Genomic DNA, 20,023 nt, shown 5'->3' on the forward strand with positions numbered 1-20,023 from the left:
TGAGCGCAACCATGCCGGATATCACACAGGCCCTGACGGATAAGCAGGACGGCGAATTCGTTCGTTTTCCCGATTCCCCTTTTGAATTGTTCCAGCCCTACCCCCCGGCGGGCGATCAGCCCGAGGCCATCGCCAAACTGGTCCAGGGGCTGATCGACGGCGAGGCATTCCAGACCCTGCTGGGCGTGACGGGATCGGGAAAGACCTTCACCATGGCGAACGTCATTGCCCGCATGGGGCGCCCGGCGATCGTGTTCGCGCCCAACAAGACGCTGGCCGCGCAGCTGTACAGCGAGTTCCGCGAGTTCTTCCCGAAGAACGCGGTCGAGTACTTCGTGAGCTACTACGACTACTACCAGCCCGAGGCCTATGTGCCGCAGCGCGATCTGTTCATAGAAAAAGACAGCGCGATCAACGAGCACATCGAGCAGATGCGCCTGAGTTGCACCAAGAGCCTGCTGGAGCGGCGCGACGTGCTGATCGTGGCCTCCGTGTCGGCGATCTACGGCATCGGCGAGCCGCAGAGCTACCACCGCATGGTGATGACGCTGCGCGTGGGCGACGGACTGGGCCAGCGCGAGGCGATTGCGCAACTCATCCGCATGCAGTACCAGCGCAACGATGCCGATTTTTCGCGCGGCAAGTTCCGCGTGCGCGGCGAGACCATCGACGTGTTCCCGGCCGAGCACTCCGAGCTGGCCCTGCGCATCGAACTGTTCGACGACGCGGTGGAAAGCCTGCAACTCTTCGACCCGCTCACCGGGCACATCAGGCAAAAAATCCCGCGCTTTACCGTGTACCCCGGAAGCCATTACGTGACGCCGCGCGACAAGGTGCTGGCGGCGATCGAGACCATCAAGCTGGAACTCACCGAGCGCCTGGCGCAACTGCTCGCCGACGGCAAGCTGGTGGAGGCCCAACGGCTCGAGCAGCGCACGCGCTTCGATCTGGAGATGCTCGTCGAAGTGGGGCATTGCAAGGGAATCGAGAACTACACGCGCCACCTCTCGGGGGCGGCGCCGGGCGACCCGCCGAGCACGCTGACCGATTACCTGCCCGGGAACGCACTGATGTTCCTCGACGAGAGCCACCAGATGATCGGCCAGCTCAACGCCATGTACAGCGGCGACCGCTCGCGCAAGACCACGCTCGTCGAGTATGGCTTTCGCCTGCCGTCGGCGCTGGACAACCGGCCGCTGAAGTTCGAGGAGTTCGAGCGGCGCATGCGGCAGGTGGTCTTTGTCTCGGCCACGCCCGCCGGCTACGAGAGGACCCACTCCGGTCAGATCGTGGACCAGCTGGTGCGGCCCACCGGCCTGGTGGACCCGCAGGTCGAGGTGCGCCCCGCGACGCACCAGGTCGACGACGTGCTGCAGGAAATACGCATCTGCGTGGAAAAGCGCGAGCGCGTGCTCATCACCACGCTGACCAAGCGCATGGCCGAGCAGCTGACCGACTACCTGACGGACAACGGCGTGAAGGTGCGCTACCTGCACAGCGACGTGGACACGGTCGAGCGCGTGGAGATCATTCGTGACCTGCGCCTGGGCGCGTTCGACGTGCTGGTGGGGATCAATCTGCTGCGCGAGGGGCTGGACATCCCCGAGGTGTCGCTGGTGGCGATCCTGGACGCCGACAAGGAGGGCTTTCTGCGCGCCGAGCGCAGCCTGATCCAGACCATAGGCCGCGCGGCGCGCAATCTCAATGGACGCGCCATCCTGTACGCGGACCGGATCACCGACTCCATGCAAAAAGCCATGGGCGAGACGGAACGCCGCCGGACGAAGCAGATCGCGCACAACGTGGAGCACGCCATCACGCCGCGCGGCATCGTCAAGCGGGTCAGAGACCTGATCGACGGCGTCCACAGCGAGAAAGCGGGCAAGGACGCGCAGCGGCTGGAACAGGAAGCCATGCAGCGCGCGCAGCTGCAGGACATGTCCGAAAAAGATTTGGCGCGCGAGATCAAGCGGCTCGAAAAACGCATGCTCGAGCACGCGCGCAATCTGGAGTTCGAGCAGGCGGCCCAGATGCGCGACCAGCTCACGCGGCTCAAGGACCAGGCGTTTGGCGCGCATGGCGGCGATGCGCTCGCCCTGTGACGGGGCGGGCATATGGATTCACTGAGCAAATCGACGGGCGTACGCGCCTTAACCCGACTAATTTACTAGGGATTTGTGCTAGACTCGCACGAAACATTCAAAAACAAAAGCCCCATAAAGAGCAGCCTTGTTGCAAGCCCCTGTTCGGGCAACGGTGTGCGGCCAAGGGCGCGGGGGGGTGGTAGGGAGGTGGTGCCTCACTGACCATCAGGCCAGCGAAGGCGGTTTCCACAACGAACAAGCCTTGACAAGGAGCTTGCGATGCGTCTTACAACCAAAGGCCGTTTTGCGGTCACCGCGATGATCGACTTGGCACTGCGCCAGGACAATGGTCCTGTCACTCTGGTTGCAATCAGCCAACGGCAGGAAATTTCTCTGTCGTACCTGGAGCAACTCTTTGGCAGGTTGCGCCGCAATGAAATCGTGCAGTCCGTCCGGGGACCCGGCGGCGGCTACAAACTGGCCCGCGATGCGGCCGACATCACGGTGGTGGACATCGTCGTGTCGGTGGACGAACCCCTCGACGCCACGCAGTGCGCTGGCAAGGAGAACTGTCTGGGCGAGGCCGGCCGTTGCATGACGCACGAACTGTGGTCGGCGCTCAACCAGCGCATGGTGGACTTCCTCAATTCCGTGAGCTTGAAGAAGCTGGTCGACGATCAACTCGCCAAGGGCTTTCAGATTGAAGATCGACGAGTGACTCGGCGTTCGATCTCGACATTCCCCGTGCACCAGTCCGCCTGTGCGAGCACGACCCATTCGGTGTTCACACTGAACAATGCCTTAGTGAAATCCTGATCCCCGGAATTGCCCTGAGCGTGTCCGCACGCATCTTTTTTCGTTTTTTGCCGGTTTGTTTGCCAGCCAGAAACCTCTACTGAGCCAGCCATGAATATGACACCGCACTTTCCCATCTATCTCGACTACGGCGCCACGACCCCGGTAGACCCCCGCGTGGTGGACGCCATGGTCCCCTGGTTGCGCGAGCATTTCGGCAACCCGGCATCGCGCAGCCATGCCTGGGGTTGGGAGGCCGAAGAGGCCGTGGAAAAGGCCCGCGCGCAGGTGGCAGACCTGATCGGCGCGGACCCGCGCGAAATCGTCTGGACCAGCGGCGCCACGGAGTCCACCAATCTGGCGCTCAAGGGCGCGGCGCAGTTCTACAAGAGCAAGGGCCGGCACCTGATCACGCTCAAGACGGAGCACAAGGCCGTGCTGGATACCATGCGCGAGCTTGAGCGCCAGGGTTTCGAGGCCAGCTATCTGAATGTGCAGGAAGACGGTCTGCTCGACTTGGACGTCCTGCGCGCCGCGATTCGTCCCGACACCGTGCTGGTCAGCATCCTGTTCGTGAACAACGAGATCGGCGTGATCCAGGACATCGCGGCCATCGGCGCCCTGTGCCGCGAAAAAGGCGTCCTGCTGCACGTCGACGCGGCGCAGGCCACGGGCCGCGTCGAGATCGACATGAGCCGGCTGCCCATCGACCTGATGAGCATGACCGCGCACAAGACCTATGGCCCCAAGGGAATCGGTGCCCTGTACGTGCGCCGCAAGCCCCGGGTGCGCCTGGAAGCCCAGATGCACGGCGGCGGGCACGAGCGCGGCCTGCGTTCGGGCACCCTGCCCACGCACCAGATCGTGGGCATGGGCGAGGCATTTCGCATTGCCAAGGCAGAAATGGCCGAGAGCAACGCCAAGGCCCGGGTGCTGCAGCAGCGCCTGCTCGATGGTCTCAAGGACATCGAGCAGGTCTACATCAACGGCAGCCTGGAGCACCGTGTGCCGCAGAACCTGAACATGAGCTTCAACTTCGTCGAAGGCGAGTCGCTCATCATGGGGATCAAGGGGTTGGCCGTTTCCTCGGGTTCTGCCTGCACCTCGGCCAGCCTGGAGCCCAGCTACGTGCTGCGCGCCCTGGGCCGCAGCGACGAGTTGGCGCACAGCAGCCTGCGCATGACCATCGGTCGTTTCACCACGCAAGAGGAGATCGATTGCGCCATCCTCGCCATCCGCGAGAACGTGGCCCGTCTGCGCGAGCTCAGTCCATTGTGGGAGATGCACCAAGAAGGCATCGACATCAGCAGCATTCAGTGGGCTGCACATTGAACGCACTGAATTTTCCCGAAGATTTCTGAAACATTAAGGAGGATACACATCATGGCTTACTCGGAAAAAGTGGTTGACCATTACGAAAATCCGCGCAACGTGGGTTCGTTCGACAAGGGCGACGATTCGGTGGGCACCGGCATGGTCGGCGCGCCCGCCTGCGGCGACGTGATGAAATTGCAGATCAAGGTGAATCCGGAAACCGGCGTGATCGAAGACGCACGTTTCAAGACCTATGGTTGCGGTTCGGCCATTGCCTCGTCGTCGCTGGTGACCGAATGGGTCAAGGGCAAGACGCTGGCGCAGGCGACGGCGCTCAAGAACAGTGAGATCGCGCAGGAGTTGGCGCTGCCGCCCGTCAAGATCCACTGCTCCATCCTGGCCGAAGACGCGATCAAGGCCGCCGTGCTCGACTACCAAGCCAAGCACGCCGCGCTCAGCGCAACTGCCGCCTGAGTGTGTCATGGCCATTACGTTGACAGAGGCCGCCGCCCGGCATGTGAGCCGCTACCTGGCGCGCCGTGGCAAGGGGCTCGGCGTGCGCTTGGGGATCAAGACCACCGGTTGCTCGGGGCTGGCCTACAAGCTGGAGTACGTGGACGACAGCAGACCCGAGGACGTCGTGTTTGAAAACCATGGCGTCAAGGTGCTCATCGACCCCAAGAGCCTGGCTTACATCGACGGGACCGAACTGGATTTCGTTCGCGAAGGTCTGAACGAGGGCTTCAAGTTCAACAACCCCAAGGAGCGTGACCGCTGTGGTTGTGGAGAAAGCTTCCGCGTTTGAGGCTCCGTTCCCCCGCTCGTTTGCCATCCAAACCGCCACCGCGCTGTGTGCTGGCGGTTTTTTTCTTGACCCCTGACCCCCCTCTTGACCCGTTCGATCGCTCCTGCTGCGCATGAATCTGCAATCTGACGACTTTGAACTGTTTGGCCTGCCGCATCGTTTCCAGCAGGAGCGCAGCGCCATCGACGCGCGCTGGAAGGAATTGCAGCGCCAGGCCCATCCGGACCAATTCGCCGCGCAGGGCGCAGCGGCACGGCGCGTGGCCATGCAATGGTCGGTGCGCATCAACGAGGCTTATCGGCGCCTGAAGGACCCGCTGCTGCGCGCTGCCTACCTGTGCGAACTGCATGGCGCTGCGGTCCGTTCGGAGGACAACACCGCCATGCCCGCAGCCTTCCTCATGCAGCAGTTGCAATGGCGCGAGGCCCTCGAAGAGGCATCGGCCGTGCAGGCGCTGGACGCGCTGGACGCCGCGGTGCAGCAGGCGCGCAGTGCGGCGCTCGCCGAATGCGAGCGTTTGCTGGACCAGCAGCAGGACCATGCGGCGGCGGTCCGCCAAGTCAGAGCCCTCATGTTCATTGCGCGCTTTGCCGACGACATCGGGCGTCGCCGGGAGCAACTGGGACAATAGCGCTTGAGTGTTTTTCCCTTCGCGAATCCGGCCGTTGCACTGGCGGATTCCACCCTGTCGAGATCCAGAATTTCATGGTGCTTTTGCAAATTTCCGAACCCGGGCAATCCCCTGACCCGCACCAGCGGCGCGTCGCCGTCGGCATCGACCTGGGGACCACCCATTCCCTGGTGGCCACCGTGCGCAATAGCGTGTCCGAATGCCTGCCTGACGCGCAGGGCAGGGTGCTGCTGCCCTCGGTCGTGCGCTACCTGGAAGAAGGCGGATGCCAAATCGGCCACGAGGCGTTGGCCGCGCAGGCCCGCGACGCGCGCAACACCATTGCTTCGGTGAAGCGCTGGATGGGGCGCAGTCTGAAAGACCTCGTGGGCGCGGAGAAACTGCCCTACGACTTCGTTTCTGCGCGCGGCGGCTCAGCGCAGGGCATGCTCAGCCTCGCCACGGTGGCTGGAAACAAGTCGCCCGTCGAGGTCAGCGCCGAGATTCTGACGGCCCTGCGTGAGCGCGCCGAAGACAGCCTGGGCGCCCCCTTGTACGGCGCGGTGATCACCGTTCCCGCGTACTTCGACGACGCGCAGCGCCAAGCCACCAAGGACGCCGCGAGACTTGCGGGCATCCACCTGCTGCGCCTGATCAACGAGCCCACGGCCGCGGCCATCGCCTACGGGCTGGACAACGCGAGCGAGGGCGTCTACGCCGTCTACGACCTGGGCGGCGGCACTTTCGATATCTCCATCCTGCGCCTTGCGCAGGGTGTGTTCGAGGTCATCGCGACCGGCGGCGATTCCGCCCTGGGCGGGGACGACTATGACGCCGCGCTGGCGGACTGGGTCTTGCAGCAGGTCAGGCAGCAGGCCACGACGCCGGCGGACAAATTCGCCGTGCGCATGGCGGCGCGGACCTGCAAGGAGGCATTGACGGCCAGCGATCGGGCGGCATTCAGTGCCGATACATCGGACGGCGGCGTGCATTTCGACGTGCGCAGGTCGGACTTTGACGCGCTCACGGCCGACTTGACCGCCCGTTCCATGGCGGCCGTGCGCCGTGCGCTGCGCGACGCGCAGCTCGCGTGCGACGAGGTGCAGGGCGTGGTGCTGGTGGGGGGCTCCACGCGCATGCCGCAGGTGCAGCGCGCGGTGGCCGAATTCTTTGGCAAAACCCCCCTGACCAACCTCGATCCGGACCAGGTGGTGGCCCTGGGCGCGGCCGTACAGGCGCAGCATCTGGCGGGCAACACCCCTGCGGGCGAGTTGCTGCTGCTGGACGTGATTCCCCTGTCTCTGGGAATCGAAACCATGGGGGGACTCGTCGAGCGCATCGTCGAGCGCAACGAGAGCATTCCCACGGCAAAAGCGCAGGACTTCACCACCAGCCAGGATGGCCAGACCGCACTCGCAATCCACGTCGTGCAGGGAGAGCGCGAACTGGTGCAGGACTGCCGCAGCCTGGCCCGGTTCGAACTGCGCGGAATCCCCCCGATGGTCGCCGGCGCTGCGCGCATCCGCGTGACCTTTGGCGTTGATGCCGACGGCCTCCTGAGCGTGAGCGCGCAGGAGCAGGTCAGTGGCGTGCAGGCGCGCATCGACGTGAAGCCCTCGTATGGCCTCTCGGACGAGCAGATCGCGCGCATGCTGCAAGACGGCTTCGCCGCTGCGGCGCAGGACCGGCAGGCCCGCTCCGTGGTCGAGGCGCGGGTCGACGCGCAGCGCATGCTCGGCGCCACACAGGGCGCGCTGGACGCGGACGGCGATATGCTCACGCCCCGCGAGCGCGCGGACATCGAAGCCCTGATGCGCGCGCTGCACGGCCAGCGCGACTGCGACGACGCCGCCGCCATCGAGGCCGCCACCGACGCCCTGACCAGGGGAACGGAAGCGTTTGCCGCCCTGCGCATGAACCGTGGCATCCAGCGTGCGCTGGCCGGCAGAAACGTGCAAACCCTTTGAAGAGCCCCGGCCCAGCAGAACCGCAAGCAGCCCCATGCCCGTCATCAAGATCCTTCCCCACCCCGAGTACTGCCCCGCAGGCGCAGAAATCAGCGCGCCGGCCGGCACGTCGATCTGCGAGGCCCTGCTCGAAAACCACATCCCCATCGAGCACGCCTGCGACATGAGCTGCGCCTGCACCACATGCCACGTGATCGTGCGCCAGGGGCTCGATTCGCTCGGCGCGGTCGAGGAAGAGGAGGAAGACCTGCTGGACCGGGCCTGGGGGCTGGAGCCCCAGTCGCGCCTGTCCTGCCAGGCCATCCTGGCGCAGCAGGATTTGCTGCTGGAGATTCCCCGATACACCATCAACCACGCCAAGGAACAGCACTGATGTCGCGGCAAATCGTTCTGGATACGGAAACCACGGGCCTGTCGGCCGACAATGGCGATCGCATCATCGAACTGGGCTGCGTGGAATTGCTCAACCGCAGGCTCACGGGAAACAACCTGCACCTGTTCTTCAACCCGGACCGCGACAGCCATGAAGACGCGCTCAAGGTGCACGGCATCAGCAACGAGTTCCTGAAAGACAAGCCCCGATTCGCCGAGGTGGTGGAGCGGGTCATCGAGTACCTGCGGGGTGCCGAGGTCATCATCCACAACGCGGCCTTCGACCTGGGTTTTCTCGACAAGGAACTCGCGCTCACGGGCCGTCCCGCGTTCCGCACCCACATAGCGAGCGTCACCGACACGCTCGCCATGGCCAGGGAGATGTACCCGGGCAAGCGCAACTCGCTCGACGCGCTGTGCGAGCGGCTGGGGGTGAACAATTCGGGCCGTATATTGCACGGCGCCTTGCTGGACGCCGAACTGCTCGCCGACGTATACATCCATCTGACCCGGGGCCAGGACGCATTGCTCATCGCCGACGACGCGCAGGAAAGCGCTCACGGCCTGAAAGTCACGGCCATCGATTTGCGTGCGCTCGTGCTGCCCGTCGTGCACGCGAGCGCGCAGGAACAGGTGGCGCACGCCGAGGTGCTGGCACAGATCGACAAGGCCAGCGGCGGCAAGACGATCTGGCGCAGCCTTGGGTCTGTGCCATAATCCGCAGCCGCCACAGCGTGGCACGGGTGATTAGCTCAGCGGTAGAGCACTGCCTTCACACGGCAGGGGTCACATGTTCGATCCATGTATCACCCACCATTTTCCGGTCGCCACTTGTTTAATTTGCGACAGACCACTTACAATCGATAACCCTTTGCGGTCCCGTCCTGTGAGGAATTCCAGGCAGATGACTAAGATGATCTGCATTCTCCGGCGAGGGATTCACAAACATCTTCGTTGCTTCACCGAAAGGCTGACATGACTGCTTCCGACACCACCCCCCCCACCACCCAGAGCGAACTGGAAAAGCTGGTCTCCGATTTGCGGGGACTTTTGGCCAGCAAGAACCTGGATACGATCCCTGAAATCAAGCTCCTGCGCCAGCGCCTGGACGATGGCATGCACAACGTGCGCGAGTTGGCCGTGCGCGCCGCCCAGGACGCCGCCCGCCAGGCGAAGGAGGCCGCTCAGGCCGCCGACCGCTATGCGCACGACGAGCCCTGGCGCGTGGCCGGCGCGGCGCTGGCCATGGGCGCTCTGGTCGGTTTCCTGCTCGCACGCCGTTGAGCATGACGGTACGCCAACGGGGCCGCGCATGAACTGGCTCGCGCTTCTCGGGCTGGAGGGATTCGTTGCCCGCTGGCGTACGCATGCGATCGAAGGCGTCATCGCCGCCGAGGACCGGATGGAACTGGCCCGCCTCGAGTGGCGGGACTGGAAACGGCGCCTTCAGCAAGTGCTCGTGCTGACCATCATGATCGCCGGGCTCACGATGGTGGCCCTGACCATGCTGTCGCTCGCCGTGTTGGTGCATTTCTGGGATACCCCCGAGCGCAGGCTCGTGGCCTGGCTGGTCGCGGGCGTATGGTCCGTGGCATGGACTGCCACCCTGGTGGGCCTGGTTTGCGCGGTACGGTGCGCGGGCCATGGCTTCGCCCTGACATGCCGGGAACTGGCGCAGGACTGGCGCGACATCAAGGAGCGCCTGTGACGAGCCCTCTCAGCACCCCGACGGAACTTCGGCCCACGGCCGAGCAGCAGCGCGTGCTCGAGCGCATCGAACAGCAGCGCGAGCGCCTGCGTGCGCGCCGGGCGGCCCGTGTTCAGTTGCTGGCCATGGCCGGCGGGCACGAGCGCGTAGCGGGCGGTATGGACGAATCCCTCGCGTTGCGCGCCGTGGGTTTCGCACGCGAGCACCCGTTGGCGCTGGCTGCGCTGGCGGGTGTGGCAATCGCCGCCGGGCCGCACAAGCTGATGCGCTGGGTCGGGGTTGTGCTGCCCCTGTTGCTGCGCCTTGGGCGCTGACCGGTCCGGTCAGGCCATGGCCTGAATCGCCCTGGCCGCCTGCGCGACCAGAGCCGGACCTGCGTAGACCAAGCCGGTGTAGATCTGCACCGCGTCGGCGCCTGCGCGGATCTTGCTTACTGCGTCTTCGGCGCTCATGATTCCGCCTACGCCAATGATGGGAAAGCGCGGCCCCAGGGCCGCGCGCAGTTGGCGCACCACCTGGTTGCCGGCGTGCAGCAGGGGCGCGCCGCTGAGCCCGCCGATTTCCTCGCCATGGCGCATGCCCTGCACCGCCGTGCGATTGAGGGTGGTGTTGGTGGCGATCACGCCGTCCATGCCGTGCCGTTGCAGCGTGGCCGCGATGACCGACACCTGCGCCTCCTCCAGATCCGGCGCGATCTTCACGAACACCGGAACGCGCCGTCCCTGCTGGTGGGCCAGGGCCGCGCGGCGCGCGGCGATGGCACCGAGCAAGGCGTCCAGGGCGGCGTCGCCCTGCAGGGCGCGCAGGTTCTGCGTATTCGGCGAACTGATGTTCAGCGCCACGTAGTCCGCGTGCGGATACACGCCTTCCAGGCCGCTCAGGTAGTCGCCGGTCGCGTCCTCGATGGGGGTCGTGGCGTTCTTGCCGATGTTCAAACCCAGCAGCGCAGGATGCCTGCGGCGCTGCGTGCGAGAGCCGGCCTGCCGCACGTTGTGCACGAAGGAATCCAGGCCCTCGTTGTTGAACCCCAGGCGGTTGATGAGTGCCCGGGCTTCGGGCAGGCGAAACATGCGCGGCCTGGGGTTGCCCGGCTGCGCCTTGGGGGTGACGGTGCCCACTTCCACGAAGCCGAAGCCCATGGACGCCAGCGCATCGATGCAGCGGGCGTTCTTGTCCAGGCCGGCAGCCAGGCCGACGCGGTTGGGAAAGACCAGTCCGGCCAACTCCACGGGGTCGTCCACCGTCTCATGGCACCAGGCCCATTGCAGCGGCGTGCCCTGCCCGCGCGCGAGCAGGTCCAGGGTCAGTTCGTGGGCGGCTTCGGCGTCCATGCCGAAAAGAAAGGAGCGGGCGAGGGCGTAGGGAATCAGGGACATGGAGGGGAGGGATAATCCGCGCATTGGCCCTGAATTCTCCCATGACGACCACGACCGCCCTGTCCCAAGACGAACTCAAAACCCTGGTCGGCCGCGCCGCACTCGAATACGTGCTGCCCGGCGGGATCGTGGGGGTGGGCACCGGCTCCACCGTTGACAGGTTCATCGACGCTCTGGCGGAAATCAAGGACCAGATCGTGGGCGCCGTTTCCAGTTCGGTGGCGAGCACCCGGCGTTTGCAGGCCCTGGGCATTGCGGTGTTCGATGCGAACGAGGTGGAATCCTTGCCGGTGTACATCGACGGTGCCGACGAAATCGACGGCAACGGCCATATGCTCAAGGGCGGTGGCGCCGCATTGACGCGCGAGAAGATCGTGGCGGCGCTGGCCAGCCGCTTCGTCTGCATTGCCGATGCATCGAAACGGGTGCCGGCGCTGGGGCGGTTTCCGCTGCCCGTCGAGGTGATTCCCATGGCGGAAAAACACATTGCCCGCCGTTTTGCGGCAAAGGGCGGGCAGGCGAGTCTGCGCCTCGTCGGGGGCCAGCCGCTACTCACCGACAACGGCCAGCATATTCTGGACGTCCGGGGCCTGTGGATCACGGATCCGCTGGCGTTCGAGTCGGAAATCAACCAGTGGCCGGGGGTGGTCACCGCGGGCGTGTTTGCGCAGCACAAGGCGTCGGTGTGCCTGCTGGGAACGGCCCAGGGCGTGAAGACGCTGACGTACCCAAGTTCCTGAAGCGGTAGCCCGCGATCCCGTGGATCAAGCCACCGGCTGGGCCAGCCACTCCTCGGCCAGTTTGACCCAGTAGGTCGCGCCCAGCGGGATCAGCGCGTCGTTGAAGTCATAGCTCGGGTTGTGCAGCGTGCAGGGGCCGCCGCCGTGGCCCATCTCGCGGTGCGCGCCGTCGCCATTGCCAATGAAGCAGTAGGCGCCCGGCTTGGCCAGCAGCATGTAGGCGAAGTCTTCGGCGCCCATGGTCGGCTCCTGCACCAGTACCCGCTCTTCGCCGACGATTCCCGCCATGACCTTGCGCGCGAAGTGGGCCTCCGCAGCCGAGTTCACTGTGGGCGGATATTTGCGCACGAACTCGAATGTGCACCGCGCGTCGTGCGCGGCGCAGCAGTGCTCTGCCACCTGCTGCATGCGCTTTTCGATCAGGTCCAGCACCCCGGTCGTGAAGCTGCGCGCCGTGCCCCGCAACTCGCACCGGTCGGGAATCACGTTGCTGGCCTCGCCCGCGTGCATCATGGTCACCGAGATCACGCCCGCGTCCACGGGCTTTTTGTTGCGGCTGATGATGGTCTGGAAGGCCTGCACCATCTGGCAGGCGATCAGCACCGGGTCGATCCCCGTATGCGGCAGCGCGGCGTGGCCGCCCTTGCCGTGGATGGTGATCCTGAATTCGCTGGTCGATGCCATCACCGGGCCGGGGCTCACGGCAAAGCTGCCCATGGGCATTCCCGGCCAGTTGTGCATGCCGAAGACGGCCTGCATGGGAAAGCGCTCGAACAGGCCGTCTTCGATCATCACGCGGGCGCCGCCGCCGCCCTCTTCTGCGGGCTGGAAGATCAGGTACACGGTGCCGTCGAAATCGCGCTGCCGGGAAAAGTGCTGCGCCGCGGCGAGCAGCATCGCCGTGTGGCCGTCGTGGCCGCAGGCGTGCATCTTGCCTTGGTGCTGGCTGGCGTGGGCAAAGGTGTTGAACTCCTGCATCGGCAGGGCGTCCATGTCGGCGCGCAGGCCGATGGCCCGGCCGCTGGCGCCGCCGTCGCGCCCCAGGACGGTGGCGACGACCCCGGTCTTGCCCAGCCCCCGGTGGATCGGCAGACCCCATTCGCTGAGCTTTTGCGCGACCACGTCGGCGGTGCGCACTTCTTCGAAGCACAGTTCGGGATGGGCGTGGATGTCGCGGCGCACTGCGGCAATGCGGGCCGACTGGGTGACGATGGAGTCTATGACGTTCATGGTGGGGCCTTGTTGCCCCGCAGTCTAACCAATCTGGCGCATGTCAAGATGCTTGTCGCTTCATTCAGACAGTCATCGGCCAAATCACGGCGGCATGGAAATGAATGCAACACCGCCGAACAAATCCGGGCGGGAAAACAAGGTTCATGGGCTCACGATCAGCACGGGCCTGACCTGGACGACGTGACCCGCCTGGATGCCTTCTCCGTCGATGACTTTGTAGGCCTCGGACATCAGTCCCTCGACGTTTTGGCGCACCATGTGCACGGGAAAGCGCAGGCCCGCCGCGAATGGGTCCCAGTCGTAGCTGCCGAAAGTGCAGGCCAGGACCTCGTCCATTGGCAGCGTCCTGAGGAAACGCAGCGCTCCTTCGAGACAGACGCCGGACGCCAGCAACAGCCCGCGCGGCAGGCCGCCCAGATCCTGATACAGGCGGGCCATGGCGACCTCGGCCTGGTTCACGTCGTAGCCGCAGCGGATGAGTTGCTGCTCCTGAACGGGACCCAAGCGGCGACGCGCGACCTCCGAGAATCCGAGGACCCGTTGCTCGGTGGCGAATTCACCGCGGATGCCGCCCAGGAAGTACAGCCTGTTGCGTGCGCGATCAGCGGGCTCTGCTGAGCGCGCGATGAGCAGCCGCGTGAGTTCGGCCGCGCCCCAGCGGTTGTCGCTGGTGATCGATGGCGCCTTCTTGCCAGGCAAGTCCACGTTCACGTGCCGCACCCGGTGCCGCATGCACAGCGCGCTCACGCCATCGGGATGGGTGGCACCGGTGACGATCAAGTGTTCGACCTGGTAGGAGATCAGGGTCTGAACGGTCCGGACTTCGATCGCGGGGTCACGCAATGTGCTCACCACCATGGGATGCAGGCCACGCTCGCGCGCCATGCGCTCGAAAGCCTGCGACAACACGCCGAAGAAGCGGTCTTCGTGGGTCGGAATCATCATGCCGATGAGCCCTGAACGATTGCGTCGCAGACCACTCGCCTGCCGGTTCAACGCGTAGCCCTTGTCCTGTGCGAGTTGCTGCACGCGCTTGGCAGTTTCTTCGCTGATGCGGCGTTGCTGCCAAGTGCCATTGAGGCTGGCACTGACTGTGGATGCAGAGGTTCTCGCCAAGGCAGCGAGGTCGTAGATCGTCGATTTGTGCGAATTCACCATGGGACTGGATTTTCTTGTGCGCTGCGTGCGCCGGACGCCGGACGCCGGACGCCGTCTGGAGGAACGAGGAAACGCCCACCCGAGCGCGGGCATGCGATTGGAACAGGGGCGAGCGCCGACGGATGCCTCGCATGCCTTCGCCGCGACGCTGCAAGCGCCGAAGAAAGGGCGGGGAAAGCTGTGCGGGCTACCTGTCAGAAGCGCTCGATCGCGTACGGCGACATGTCGATCGGCGTCTTCTCGTTTGCGAGGATGTTTCCAATCAACTCGCCCGTCGTCGCCGACTGCGTGAGACCGAGATGCCCATGTCCGAAGGCGTAGAGCACGCTTGCGTTTTTCGGCGAAGCGCCGATGACAGGGAGCGAATCCGGTGTCGCGGGACGGTGTCCCATCCACTGCGTGGGATTGCTCTCGCCCAGACCAAGCAGGTATTTGCGGGCAAGCCACAGCAACGCGTCGCTGCGCCGGTAGTTGGGCGCCGCTTCGAGACCGGCGAATTCTGCTGCTCCACCGATGCGAAGCCCAATGGCCAGGGGCGTTGCCACGAACTTGTGCTCCGCAAAGATCACTTCGCGATTCAGAAGGCTTGCGCTTGCTGGAAGGGTGGTGTTGTAGCCGCGCTCGCTTTCCAGGAGGGCTCGGTCGCCGATGGTCTTCGCAAGGCGGGCGGACCAGGCGCCGCCTGCCACCACGACCTTGTCACCCACAACGCTTTGGCCTCCTTCGAGATCGACGGCCGGCTTGGAAGCGTTGCCGAGATTCAGGCTCGTTGCACTGCCCGTGACGAACTGGGCGCCCAAGGCCCGAACCCGTTCACGAAGGCCCATGACGATTCGCTGCGGATCGTCGATGTGGGCCCAATCCTCCAGCATCACGCTGTGCTGGAACACGGGTGCCAAGTTGGGCTCAAGCGCTTGCAACTCGGCCGCGTCAACGGATCGCCAGCGTACGCCGAGCGCGCGTTTGAGCCGCCATTCCTCGGCATCGCCGCTAAAGGCCTGGCTCGTCTCGTAGACTGTCAGTGCGCCCCGCTTGTGCAGATCCCCGCCCATGCCCGTGTCTGCCAGCACAGCTTCGAAGTCCCGCAGCGACCGCTTGTTCAGCGCTGCAAGCGCATTCGCGATGCGCAGATAGTTCGCAGGCTCCGCCACTTTGCGCAGCGCCAAGAACCAGGGCAGCAACTTCGGCGCGTGGCTGGCACGCACCGCCAATGGCCCCAGTGGGTCAAGCAGCCAGCGCAACGGCCTGAGGCCCAGACCGGACAGGTTCAGAGGCGCGCATTCACTCACGGCGATCGCGCCAGCGTTGCCATGGGAGGCCCGGTCGCCCTCGAAATCACGATCGACCAAGGTCACCTGAAAACCCCGGCGTTGCGCTGACCAAGCACAACTCAGGCCGACAACGCCGGCGCCCACGATGATCAACTCAGCCATTGCGCGCCGACCTTTCTGTGTACTTGTGTGTTGTCACGACGGCGCTGCGATGGCAGACAGTGCTCGGCCGAGCGTTCACTTGAGCAGGAAACCGTTGTGGAGCGGGTCCCGATCATTGACGAAGATCGTGTTGAGCCCGGTCACCCGCGCCCAACCTTCGACACTCGGACGGATGCCCTCGTAGTCGCCCACCTTCACGCGCTCCAGGGCCACGCCGTTAAAGGTGGTGCCGATGATGCTTTCGTGGACGAATTTGTCGCCAATACCCAATTGACCCTTGGCCACCAACTGAGCCATCCGCGCCGACGTTCCCGTTCCACAAGGAGAGCGGTCGATTGCCTTGTCGCCATAGAACACCGCATTGCGCGCGCAAGCGCCCGCCATGCGCGGCTTGCCCGTCCACATCACATGGGACAGGCCTTGAATCTCCGGCGTCTCCGGGTGAACAAAGCGGTATTTTTCGTTTGCTCTCCGGCGCAGCGCCGGGCTCAGGCGTTGAATGTCCGAGGGCGTGAGTGCTTCCAGGTCGGCATACGCCGGCTGGCTCTCGATAATCGCGTAGAAATTGCCACCGTAGGCGACATCGAATCGGACGGGTCCCAAGCCGTCCATCTCTACCGACAAATCGCAGGAATGCAGGAAGGAGGGCACGATGGTCAAGCGAACTGAATCGACGTGTTCACCATTGAGGGTGTAGTGCGCAAGCACCAAGCCAGCGGGCGTATCCAGCCGCAGAACACCCGGCTCACGCGGCTGCACCAGGCCATGCTCGATGATGAACGTGACGGTTCCGATCGTTCCATGGCCGCACATCGCCAAGCAGCCGCTCACCTCGATGAACAAAATGGCAACGTCGCAATCCGGCCGTGTTGGCGGGTACAGGATGGTTCCGGACATCCCTTCGTGGCCACGCGGTTCGAACATCAGTGCCGTGCGGATCCAGTCAAAGTTGCGCTCGAAGTGTGCGCGCCGCTCGATCATGGTATTGCCGACGAGTGCGGGCGCACCTCCAGAGACGAGACGTACCGGATTGCCACAGGTGTGGCCATCAATACAGAAGAAGGTGTGGTTCATACTCGGCCTTTCATGGAAGGGGTTCAGTTCAGGACGCGCTGCAGGAACTGGCGCGTACGCTCTTCGCGCGGCTCATTGATCACCTGCTTGGCAGGGCCGACCTCGCACAGGGTTCCCCGATCGAAGAACGCCACGCGATCGCCGCTTTCTCGGGCGAACGCGATGTCGTGCGTGACCACGATCATGGTCATGCCTGTTGCCTTCAAGTTGCGCATCGTGTCGAGCACTTCGCCGACGAGTTCGGGATCAAGCGCAGAGGTCACTTCGTCAAAAAGCATGTAGTCCGGCTTCATCGCCAGCGCGCGGGCAATGGCCAGACGCTGCTGCTGTCCGCCGGAGAGTTTGGCGGGGCGCAGGTCCGCGCGCGCTCCGAGGCCTACGTAGGCTAGTACCGACGCCTAGGATTCATGGAACATGAGTAAAATCATGCGATCACCAATTGATGACCAGGGGTGTTGCTATGCGCCAGACCGAACTGCACTTGACCAACAAAGACCGCAAAACGGTGGGCAAGATGCGCAGCAAGGGACTGCATCATTCGCGAGAGGTCAACCGTGCGCATGTGCTGTGGTGCTTAGATCAGAACGTTCCGGAGTCCCAGATCATGGCCGTGCTGGGGATAGGGAGGACCACTGTGTGGCGCACACGCTTGGCGTATCTGGAAGGTGGACTAACGTTGGCGCTGTTCGATTTGAAGCGCTCAGGTGGGCCTTGCAAGTACGACACGGACGACGAAGCGCGGGTGGTGGCGCTGGCTTGTTCGGCACCTCCTTCGGGGCGCAACCGCTGGACGCTGATGGAGCTCGAACACGCTATACGCCAAGAGCCTGGCCTCAGTTGCATGGGTCGGGATACCGTGCGACGCATACTAAAAAAAACTACTTGAAACCCTGGCGCAGGGTGATGTGGTGCATCGGCCTGCTGACGCAAGAGTACCGGCGGCGCATGTACAACGTGCTTAGGCTGTACGCCAAGCCGCTGCGGGCAACTGAGCCAGTGATCTGCATCGACGAGAAGAGTCTTCAACTCGTCGAGCACAGCCGTGCACCGCTGCCGATGGATCGGGGCAGTCCTGCCAAGGTGGACTACGAATATGTGCGTAAGGGCACGAGCAATCTGTTTGTGGCTGTCGAACCCAAGGCAGGCAGGCGCGTAGTCACGGTGACTGAACGCCGGTGCAAGGTGGATTTCGTAGCGTTCGTCCAAGAGTTGCTGACGAACAACTACGCCAATGCGCGCCGGGTTCATCTGGTTTTGGACAATCTGAACACACACTTCAGAAAGTCCTTCGAGGACGTGCTGGGCAAGACAGCGGCAGACAAGCTCTTGCGCCGAGTGGACTTTCACTACACCCCCAAACACGCCAGTTGGCTGAACATGGCCGAGGTTGAAATCAGCGTCCTGAGTCGTCAGTGCTTGGACCGACGGATGGGCAGTCGAGAATTTCTGCGAGACGAAGTCGATGCGTGGCAGCAGGCTAGAAACGCTCAGCGGCGAACCATTGAGTGGAAGTTCACGCGGCAGGATGCGGATGAAAAATTGGGACGCCATTATGTTTCATAACTCCTAGGCGTCTGTACTAGATGTTCACGCGCCAACTCCAGTGCCTGGGCACGAGGCATCTTCTTCACGACACGCGGGGCCAGCGCAACGTTCTCCAGTGCCGTCAGATGCGGAAAGGCGTTGTACTGCTGGAATACGATGCCAAGCTTCTGGCGAAGCTTGTTCAGATCAGTGGATTTGCCATGTACGTCTATGCCGTCAACAACGATCTGCCCCCCTTGAATCGGCTCAAGACTATTAATGCATTGCAAGAGGGTTGATTTACCCGAACCGCTCGCACCGATCAAACAGAGCACTTCACCGCGCTCAATGGTGAGGTCGATTCCTCTGATCACCTCGATCGCCCCGAAGGACTTGCGGACAGCCTTGATTTCAATCATGACGAATACTCCGAGCTGAAAAACAGATGAAAAGAGCAAAAGGCACTGGCCAACTCATGCTTCCATCCTCCGTTCCACGGCCAGGCTGTAGTGGGAAATCGGGTAGCAAATGAGGAAGTAAGCGACACCAACGCCGGTAAGCAACAGCAGCGCTTCGTTGGTGCGTGTGATCAGGATTTGAGCGGCACGCAGTAATTCGATGTACCCCACGACGCTGACCAGTGCGGTGTCCTTCGCCAGACCGATCAAAGTGCCGATCCAGCCAGGAAACACCGTGCGCACTGCGAGCGGCATCGATACGAGGCGAAGTTCCTGCCAGTACGACATACCCAGTGAACGCGACGCCTTCTTCAACTCTGGTCGCACCGAGCGCAGTCCCGATCGGACCAGTTCAGACGTCAGCACCGCCATGTAAAGGCTCAAGGTGAGCACGCCAATTTCCAACGGTTCGAGCGCTGAACCGAAGGCCGCGAATGCACTGTTGATCAGGATGAACTGGATAATGAGCGGAATGCTCCGGGTCACGTCCACGTACGGTGCCAGAAGATGACGAGCGGCAGCACTGCTTTCGCGCGCCCAGCCGATGACACCACCCAGTAGCGTGCCGAAGACTCCCGCGAGAACGGTCAGCAGGATCGTCCGCCAGAGTCCCTGCAGCACAAACTGCAGGTCAGACCACTGGAGTTCGGAATATGCAAGCTGAAATTGCATGCTTCTACCCCTGACTCAGAAGGCGCCAAGCCGACAGACGCGCACCCAAAGTGATCAGCTTTGAGATCATGTAATAGATGGCGGCCGCGACGATGAAGAACTCAAAGGTACGGAACGATTCTGATTGCGCTGCCTGCGTCGCCCCGGTCAGTTCACGGACCCCGATGATCGAACCGAGCGACGTATTGAGCAGCGCCCAGTTCAGCTGATTGATGAACGGGAAAAAAACCAACACAAAAACCTGCGGAAAGATCACGTGCAGATAGGTTCGTGGCGTGGACAGGCCCAGCGAGCGGGCCGCAGCCATTTGCGTAGGCGCAACAGAGGCGAGTCCACCGCGGAAGATTTCTGCCAGGTAGCCCGCGTTGTTAAAGCTGATGGCCACCAGCAACGCGGCGAAGCTTGGAATGTCAATTCCGATCGCACCCAGTCCGAAATAAGCCATATAAATCTGGAACAGCGCAGGCGTATTGCGCGACACTTCTACCCACGCGGTAGCGAAGTAGTGCGCTGGGCCGGCGCTGCGCCGGCGCATCAGCGCGAGCGGCAATGCAAGGCAAGTCCCGATGAGCATGGACAGCGCAGTAGCCTCAATGGTCAGCACCGCGCCTTCCAGCAAGACAGGCAGTTTGTTCCAGACAACGGACCAGTAGAACGTGTAATAAAACATGGGGTGATCCGTTTTAATCAAGCGGTGAGG

The 20,023-nt window shown here is 63.5% G+C and carries 23 protein-coding genes, 1 tRNA gene and 1 pseudogene; 16 read left to right on the plus strand and 9 right to left on the minus strand.

The features are described from left to right. Positions 1-11 precede the first annotated feature (11 nt). The 13 genes from uvrB (at position 12) to D5041_RS14305 (ending at position 9,969) form a co-directional block, all read left to right on the plus strand. Positions 12-2,102: an excinuclease ABC subunit UvrB gene (gene uvrB, locus D5041_RS14245; protein WP_265284982.1), complete on the plus strand. Its 2,091-nt coding sequence runs from the start codon at positions 12-14 to the stop codon at positions 2,100-2,102. Between the two features lie 261 nt (positions 2,103-2,363). Next, on the plus strand, positions 2,364-2,900 hold the full coding sequence (locus tag D5041_RS14250) for a Fe-S cluster assembly transcription factor (protein WP_010102711.1): 537 nt from the start codon (positions 2,364-2,366) through the stop codon (positions 2,898-2,900). A gap of 90 nt (positions 2,901-2,990) precedes the next feature. After that, a complete protein-coding gene (locus D5041_RS14255) occupies positions 2,991-4,211 on the plus strand; it encodes an IscS subfamily cysteine desulfurase (protein ID WP_029554173.1) in 1,221 nt (406 codons plus the stop codon). Positions 4,212-4,262: 51 nt separating this feature from the next. Beyond that, on the plus strand, positions 4,263-4,667 hold the full coding sequence (gene iscU / locus D5041_RS14260; protein ID WP_010102715.1) for a Fe-S cluster assembly scaffold IscU: 405 nt from the start codon (positions 4,263-4,265) through the stop codon (positions 4,665-4,667). A gap of 7 nt (positions 4,668-4,674) precedes the next feature. Next, positions 4,675-4,998, plus strand: coding sequence for an iron-sulfur cluster assembly protein IscA (iscA, locus tag D5041_RS14265; protein ID WP_010102716.1), 324 nt, complete (start codon positions 4,675-4,677; stop codon positions 4,996-4,998). A 112-nt stretch (positions 4,999-5,110) separates the two neighbouring features. Further along, a complete protein-coding gene (gene hscB, locus D5041_RS14270) occupies positions 5,111-5,629 on the plus strand; it encodes a Fe-S protein assembly co-chaperone HscB (protein ID WP_010102717.1) in 519 nt (172 codons plus the stop codon). 74 nt (positions 5,630-5,703) lie between these two features. After that, complete coding sequence (hscA, locus tag D5041_RS14275; protein ID WP_265284983.1) at positions 5,704-7,575, plus strand: Fe-S protein assembly chaperone HscA; 1,872 nt, start codon at positions 5,704-5,706, stop codon at positions 7,573-7,575. Between the two features lie 34 nt (positions 7,576-7,609). Beyond that, the gene (fdx, locus tag D5041_RS14280; RefSeq protein ID WP_010102719.1) at positions 7,610-7,948 is read left to right on the plus strand and encodes an ISC system 2Fe-2S type ferredoxin; all 339 of its coding nucleotides are present in this window, start codon (positions 7,610-7,612) and stop codon (positions 7,946-7,948) included. Beyond that, the gene (gene dnaQ / locus D5041_RS14285; RefSeq protein WP_265284984.1) at positions 7,948-8,664 is read left to right on the plus strand and encodes a DNA polymerase III subunit epsilon; all 717 of its coding nucleotides are present in this window, start codon (positions 7,948-7,950) and stop codon (positions 8,662-8,664) included. Before fdx ends, dnaQ begins: the two co-directional genes overlap by 1 nt. Positions 8,665-8,688: 24 nt before the next feature. Next, positions 8,689-8,763, plus strand: a tRNA-Val gene (locus D5041_RS14290). 159 nt (positions 8,764-8,922) lie between these two features. Beyond that, entirely contained in the window at positions 8,923-9,231 is a 309-nt protein-coding gene (locus D5041_RS14295) for a DUF883 family protein (RefSeq protein ID WP_010102721.1), read from the plus strand. Between the two features lie 28 nt (positions 9,232-9,259). Next, positions 9,260-9,655, plus strand: coding sequence for a phage holin family protein (locus tag D5041_RS14300; protein ID WP_010102722.1), 396 nt, complete (start codon positions 9,260-9,262; stop codon positions 9,653-9,655). Then, complete coding sequence (locus tag D5041_RS14305; RefSeq protein WP_010102723.1) at positions 9,652-9,969, plus strand: hypothetical protein; 318 nt, start codon at positions 9,652-9,654, stop codon at positions 9,967-9,969. The genes D5041_RS14300 and D5041_RS14305 overlap by 4 nt, the downstream gene beginning before the upstream one ends. Before the next feature lie 9 nt (positions 9,970-9,978). Here D5041_RS14305 and D5041_RS14310 read toward each other — a convergent pair whose 3' ends face one another. Beyond that, positions 9,979-11,031: a quinone-dependent dihydroorotate dehydrogenase gene (locus D5041_RS14310; protein ID WP_265284985.1), complete on the minus strand. Its 1,053-nt coding sequence runs from the start codon at positions 11,029-11,031 to the stop codon at positions 9,979-9,981. A 41-nt stretch (positions 11,032-11,072) separates the two neighbouring features. On the opposite strand from D5041_RS14310, the gene rpiA reads away from it, so the two are divergent. Further along, positions 11,073-11,771, plus strand: coding sequence for a ribose-5-phosphate isomerase RpiA (gene rpiA, locus D5041_RS14315; RefSeq protein ID WP_265284986.1), 699 nt, complete (start codon positions 11,073-11,075; stop codon positions 11,769-11,771). A 24-nt stretch (positions 11,772-11,795) separates the two neighbouring features. Here the strand turns inward: rpiA and D5041_RS14320 are convergent, their stop codons facing one another. The 5 genes and pseudogenes from D5041_RS14320 to D5041_RS14340 form a co-directional block, all read right to left on the minus strand. Beyond that, the gene (locus tag D5041_RS14320) at positions 11,796-13,001 is read right to left on the minus strand and encodes a M20 aminoacylase family protein (protein WP_010102739.1); all 1,206 of its coding nucleotides are present in this window, start codon (positions 12,999-13,001) and stop codon (positions 11,796-11,798) included. Positions 13,002-13,145: 144 nt separating this feature from the next. Further along, on the minus strand, positions 13,146-14,162 hold the full coding sequence (locus tag D5041_RS14325) for a LacI family DNA-binding transcriptional regulator (protein WP_265284987.1): 1,017 nt from the start codon (positions 14,160-14,162) through the stop codon (positions 13,146-13,148). 194 nt (positions 14,163-14,356) lie between these two features. Next, positions 14,357-15,595 (minus strand): NAD(P)/FAD-dependent oxidoreductase, encoded by a 1,239-nt coding sequence (locus tag D5041_RS14330; protein ID WP_265284988.1) that lies wholly within the window; start codon positions 15,593-15,595, stop codon positions 14,357-14,359. Positions 15,596-15,670: 75 nt separating this feature from the next. Beyond that, on the minus strand, positions 15,671-16,669 hold the full coding sequence (locus D5041_RS14335) for a 4-hydroxyproline epimerase (RefSeq protein ID WP_029554174.1): 999 nt from the start codon (positions 16,667-16,669) through the stop codon (positions 15,671-15,673). Positions 16,670-16,692: 23 nt separating this feature from the next. After that, positions 16,693-17,064 (minus strand): annotated as a pseudogene (locus D5041_RS14340) (ATP-binding cassette domain-containing protein); the annotation flags it as partial. A gap of 65 nt (positions 17,065-17,129) precedes the next feature. Here D5041_RS14340 and D5041_RS14345 point away from each other — a divergent pair. After that, entirely contained in the window at positions 17,130-17,555 is a 426-nt protein-coding gene (locus tag D5041_RS14345) for a helix-turn-helix domain-containing protein (RefSeq protein ID WP_265256950.1), read from the plus strand. Beyond that, entirely contained in the window at positions 17,552-18,232 is a 681-nt protein-coding gene (locus tag D5041_RS14350; protein WP_265284006.1) for an IS630 family transposase, read from the plus strand. Before D5041_RS14345 ends, D5041_RS14350 begins: the two co-directional genes overlap by 4 nt. Here the strand turns inward: D5041_RS14350 and D5041_RS14355 are convergent. From D5041_RS14355 to D5041_RS14365, 3 genes are read right to left on the minus strand one after another with little or no spacing between them, the layout of a single operon-like run. Further along, the gene (locus D5041_RS14355) at positions 18,220-18,612 is read right to left on the minus strand and encodes an ATP-binding cassette domain-containing protein (protein WP_265284989.1); all 393 of its coding nucleotides are present in this window, start codon (positions 18,610-18,612) and stop codon (positions 18,220-18,222) included. The two genes, D5041_RS14350 and D5041_RS14355, sit on opposite strands and share 13 nt — an antisense overlap. A gap of 54 nt (positions 18,613-18,666) precedes the next feature. Beyond that, positions 18,667-19,323, minus strand: coding sequence for an amino acid ABC transporter permease (locus tag D5041_RS14360; protein ID WP_010102749.1), 657 nt, complete (start codon positions 19,321-19,323; stop codon positions 18,667-18,669). Between the two features lie 4 nt (positions 19,324-19,327). Further along, positions 19,328-19,993 (minus strand): amino acid ABC transporter permease, encoded by a 666-nt coding sequence (locus tag D5041_RS14365; RefSeq protein WP_265281043.1) that lies wholly within the window; start codon positions 19,991-19,993, stop codon positions 19,328-19,330. Between the last annotated feature and the right edge of the window lie 30 nt (positions 19,994-20,023).

It is taken from the genome of Verminephrobacter aporrectodeae subsp. tuberculatae, assembly GCF_026127385.1.
In the GTDB taxonomy this organism is placed as follows: Bacteria; Pseudomonadota; Gammaproteobacteria; order Burkholderiales; family Burkholderiaceae_C; genus Acidovorax; species Acidovorax aporrectodeae.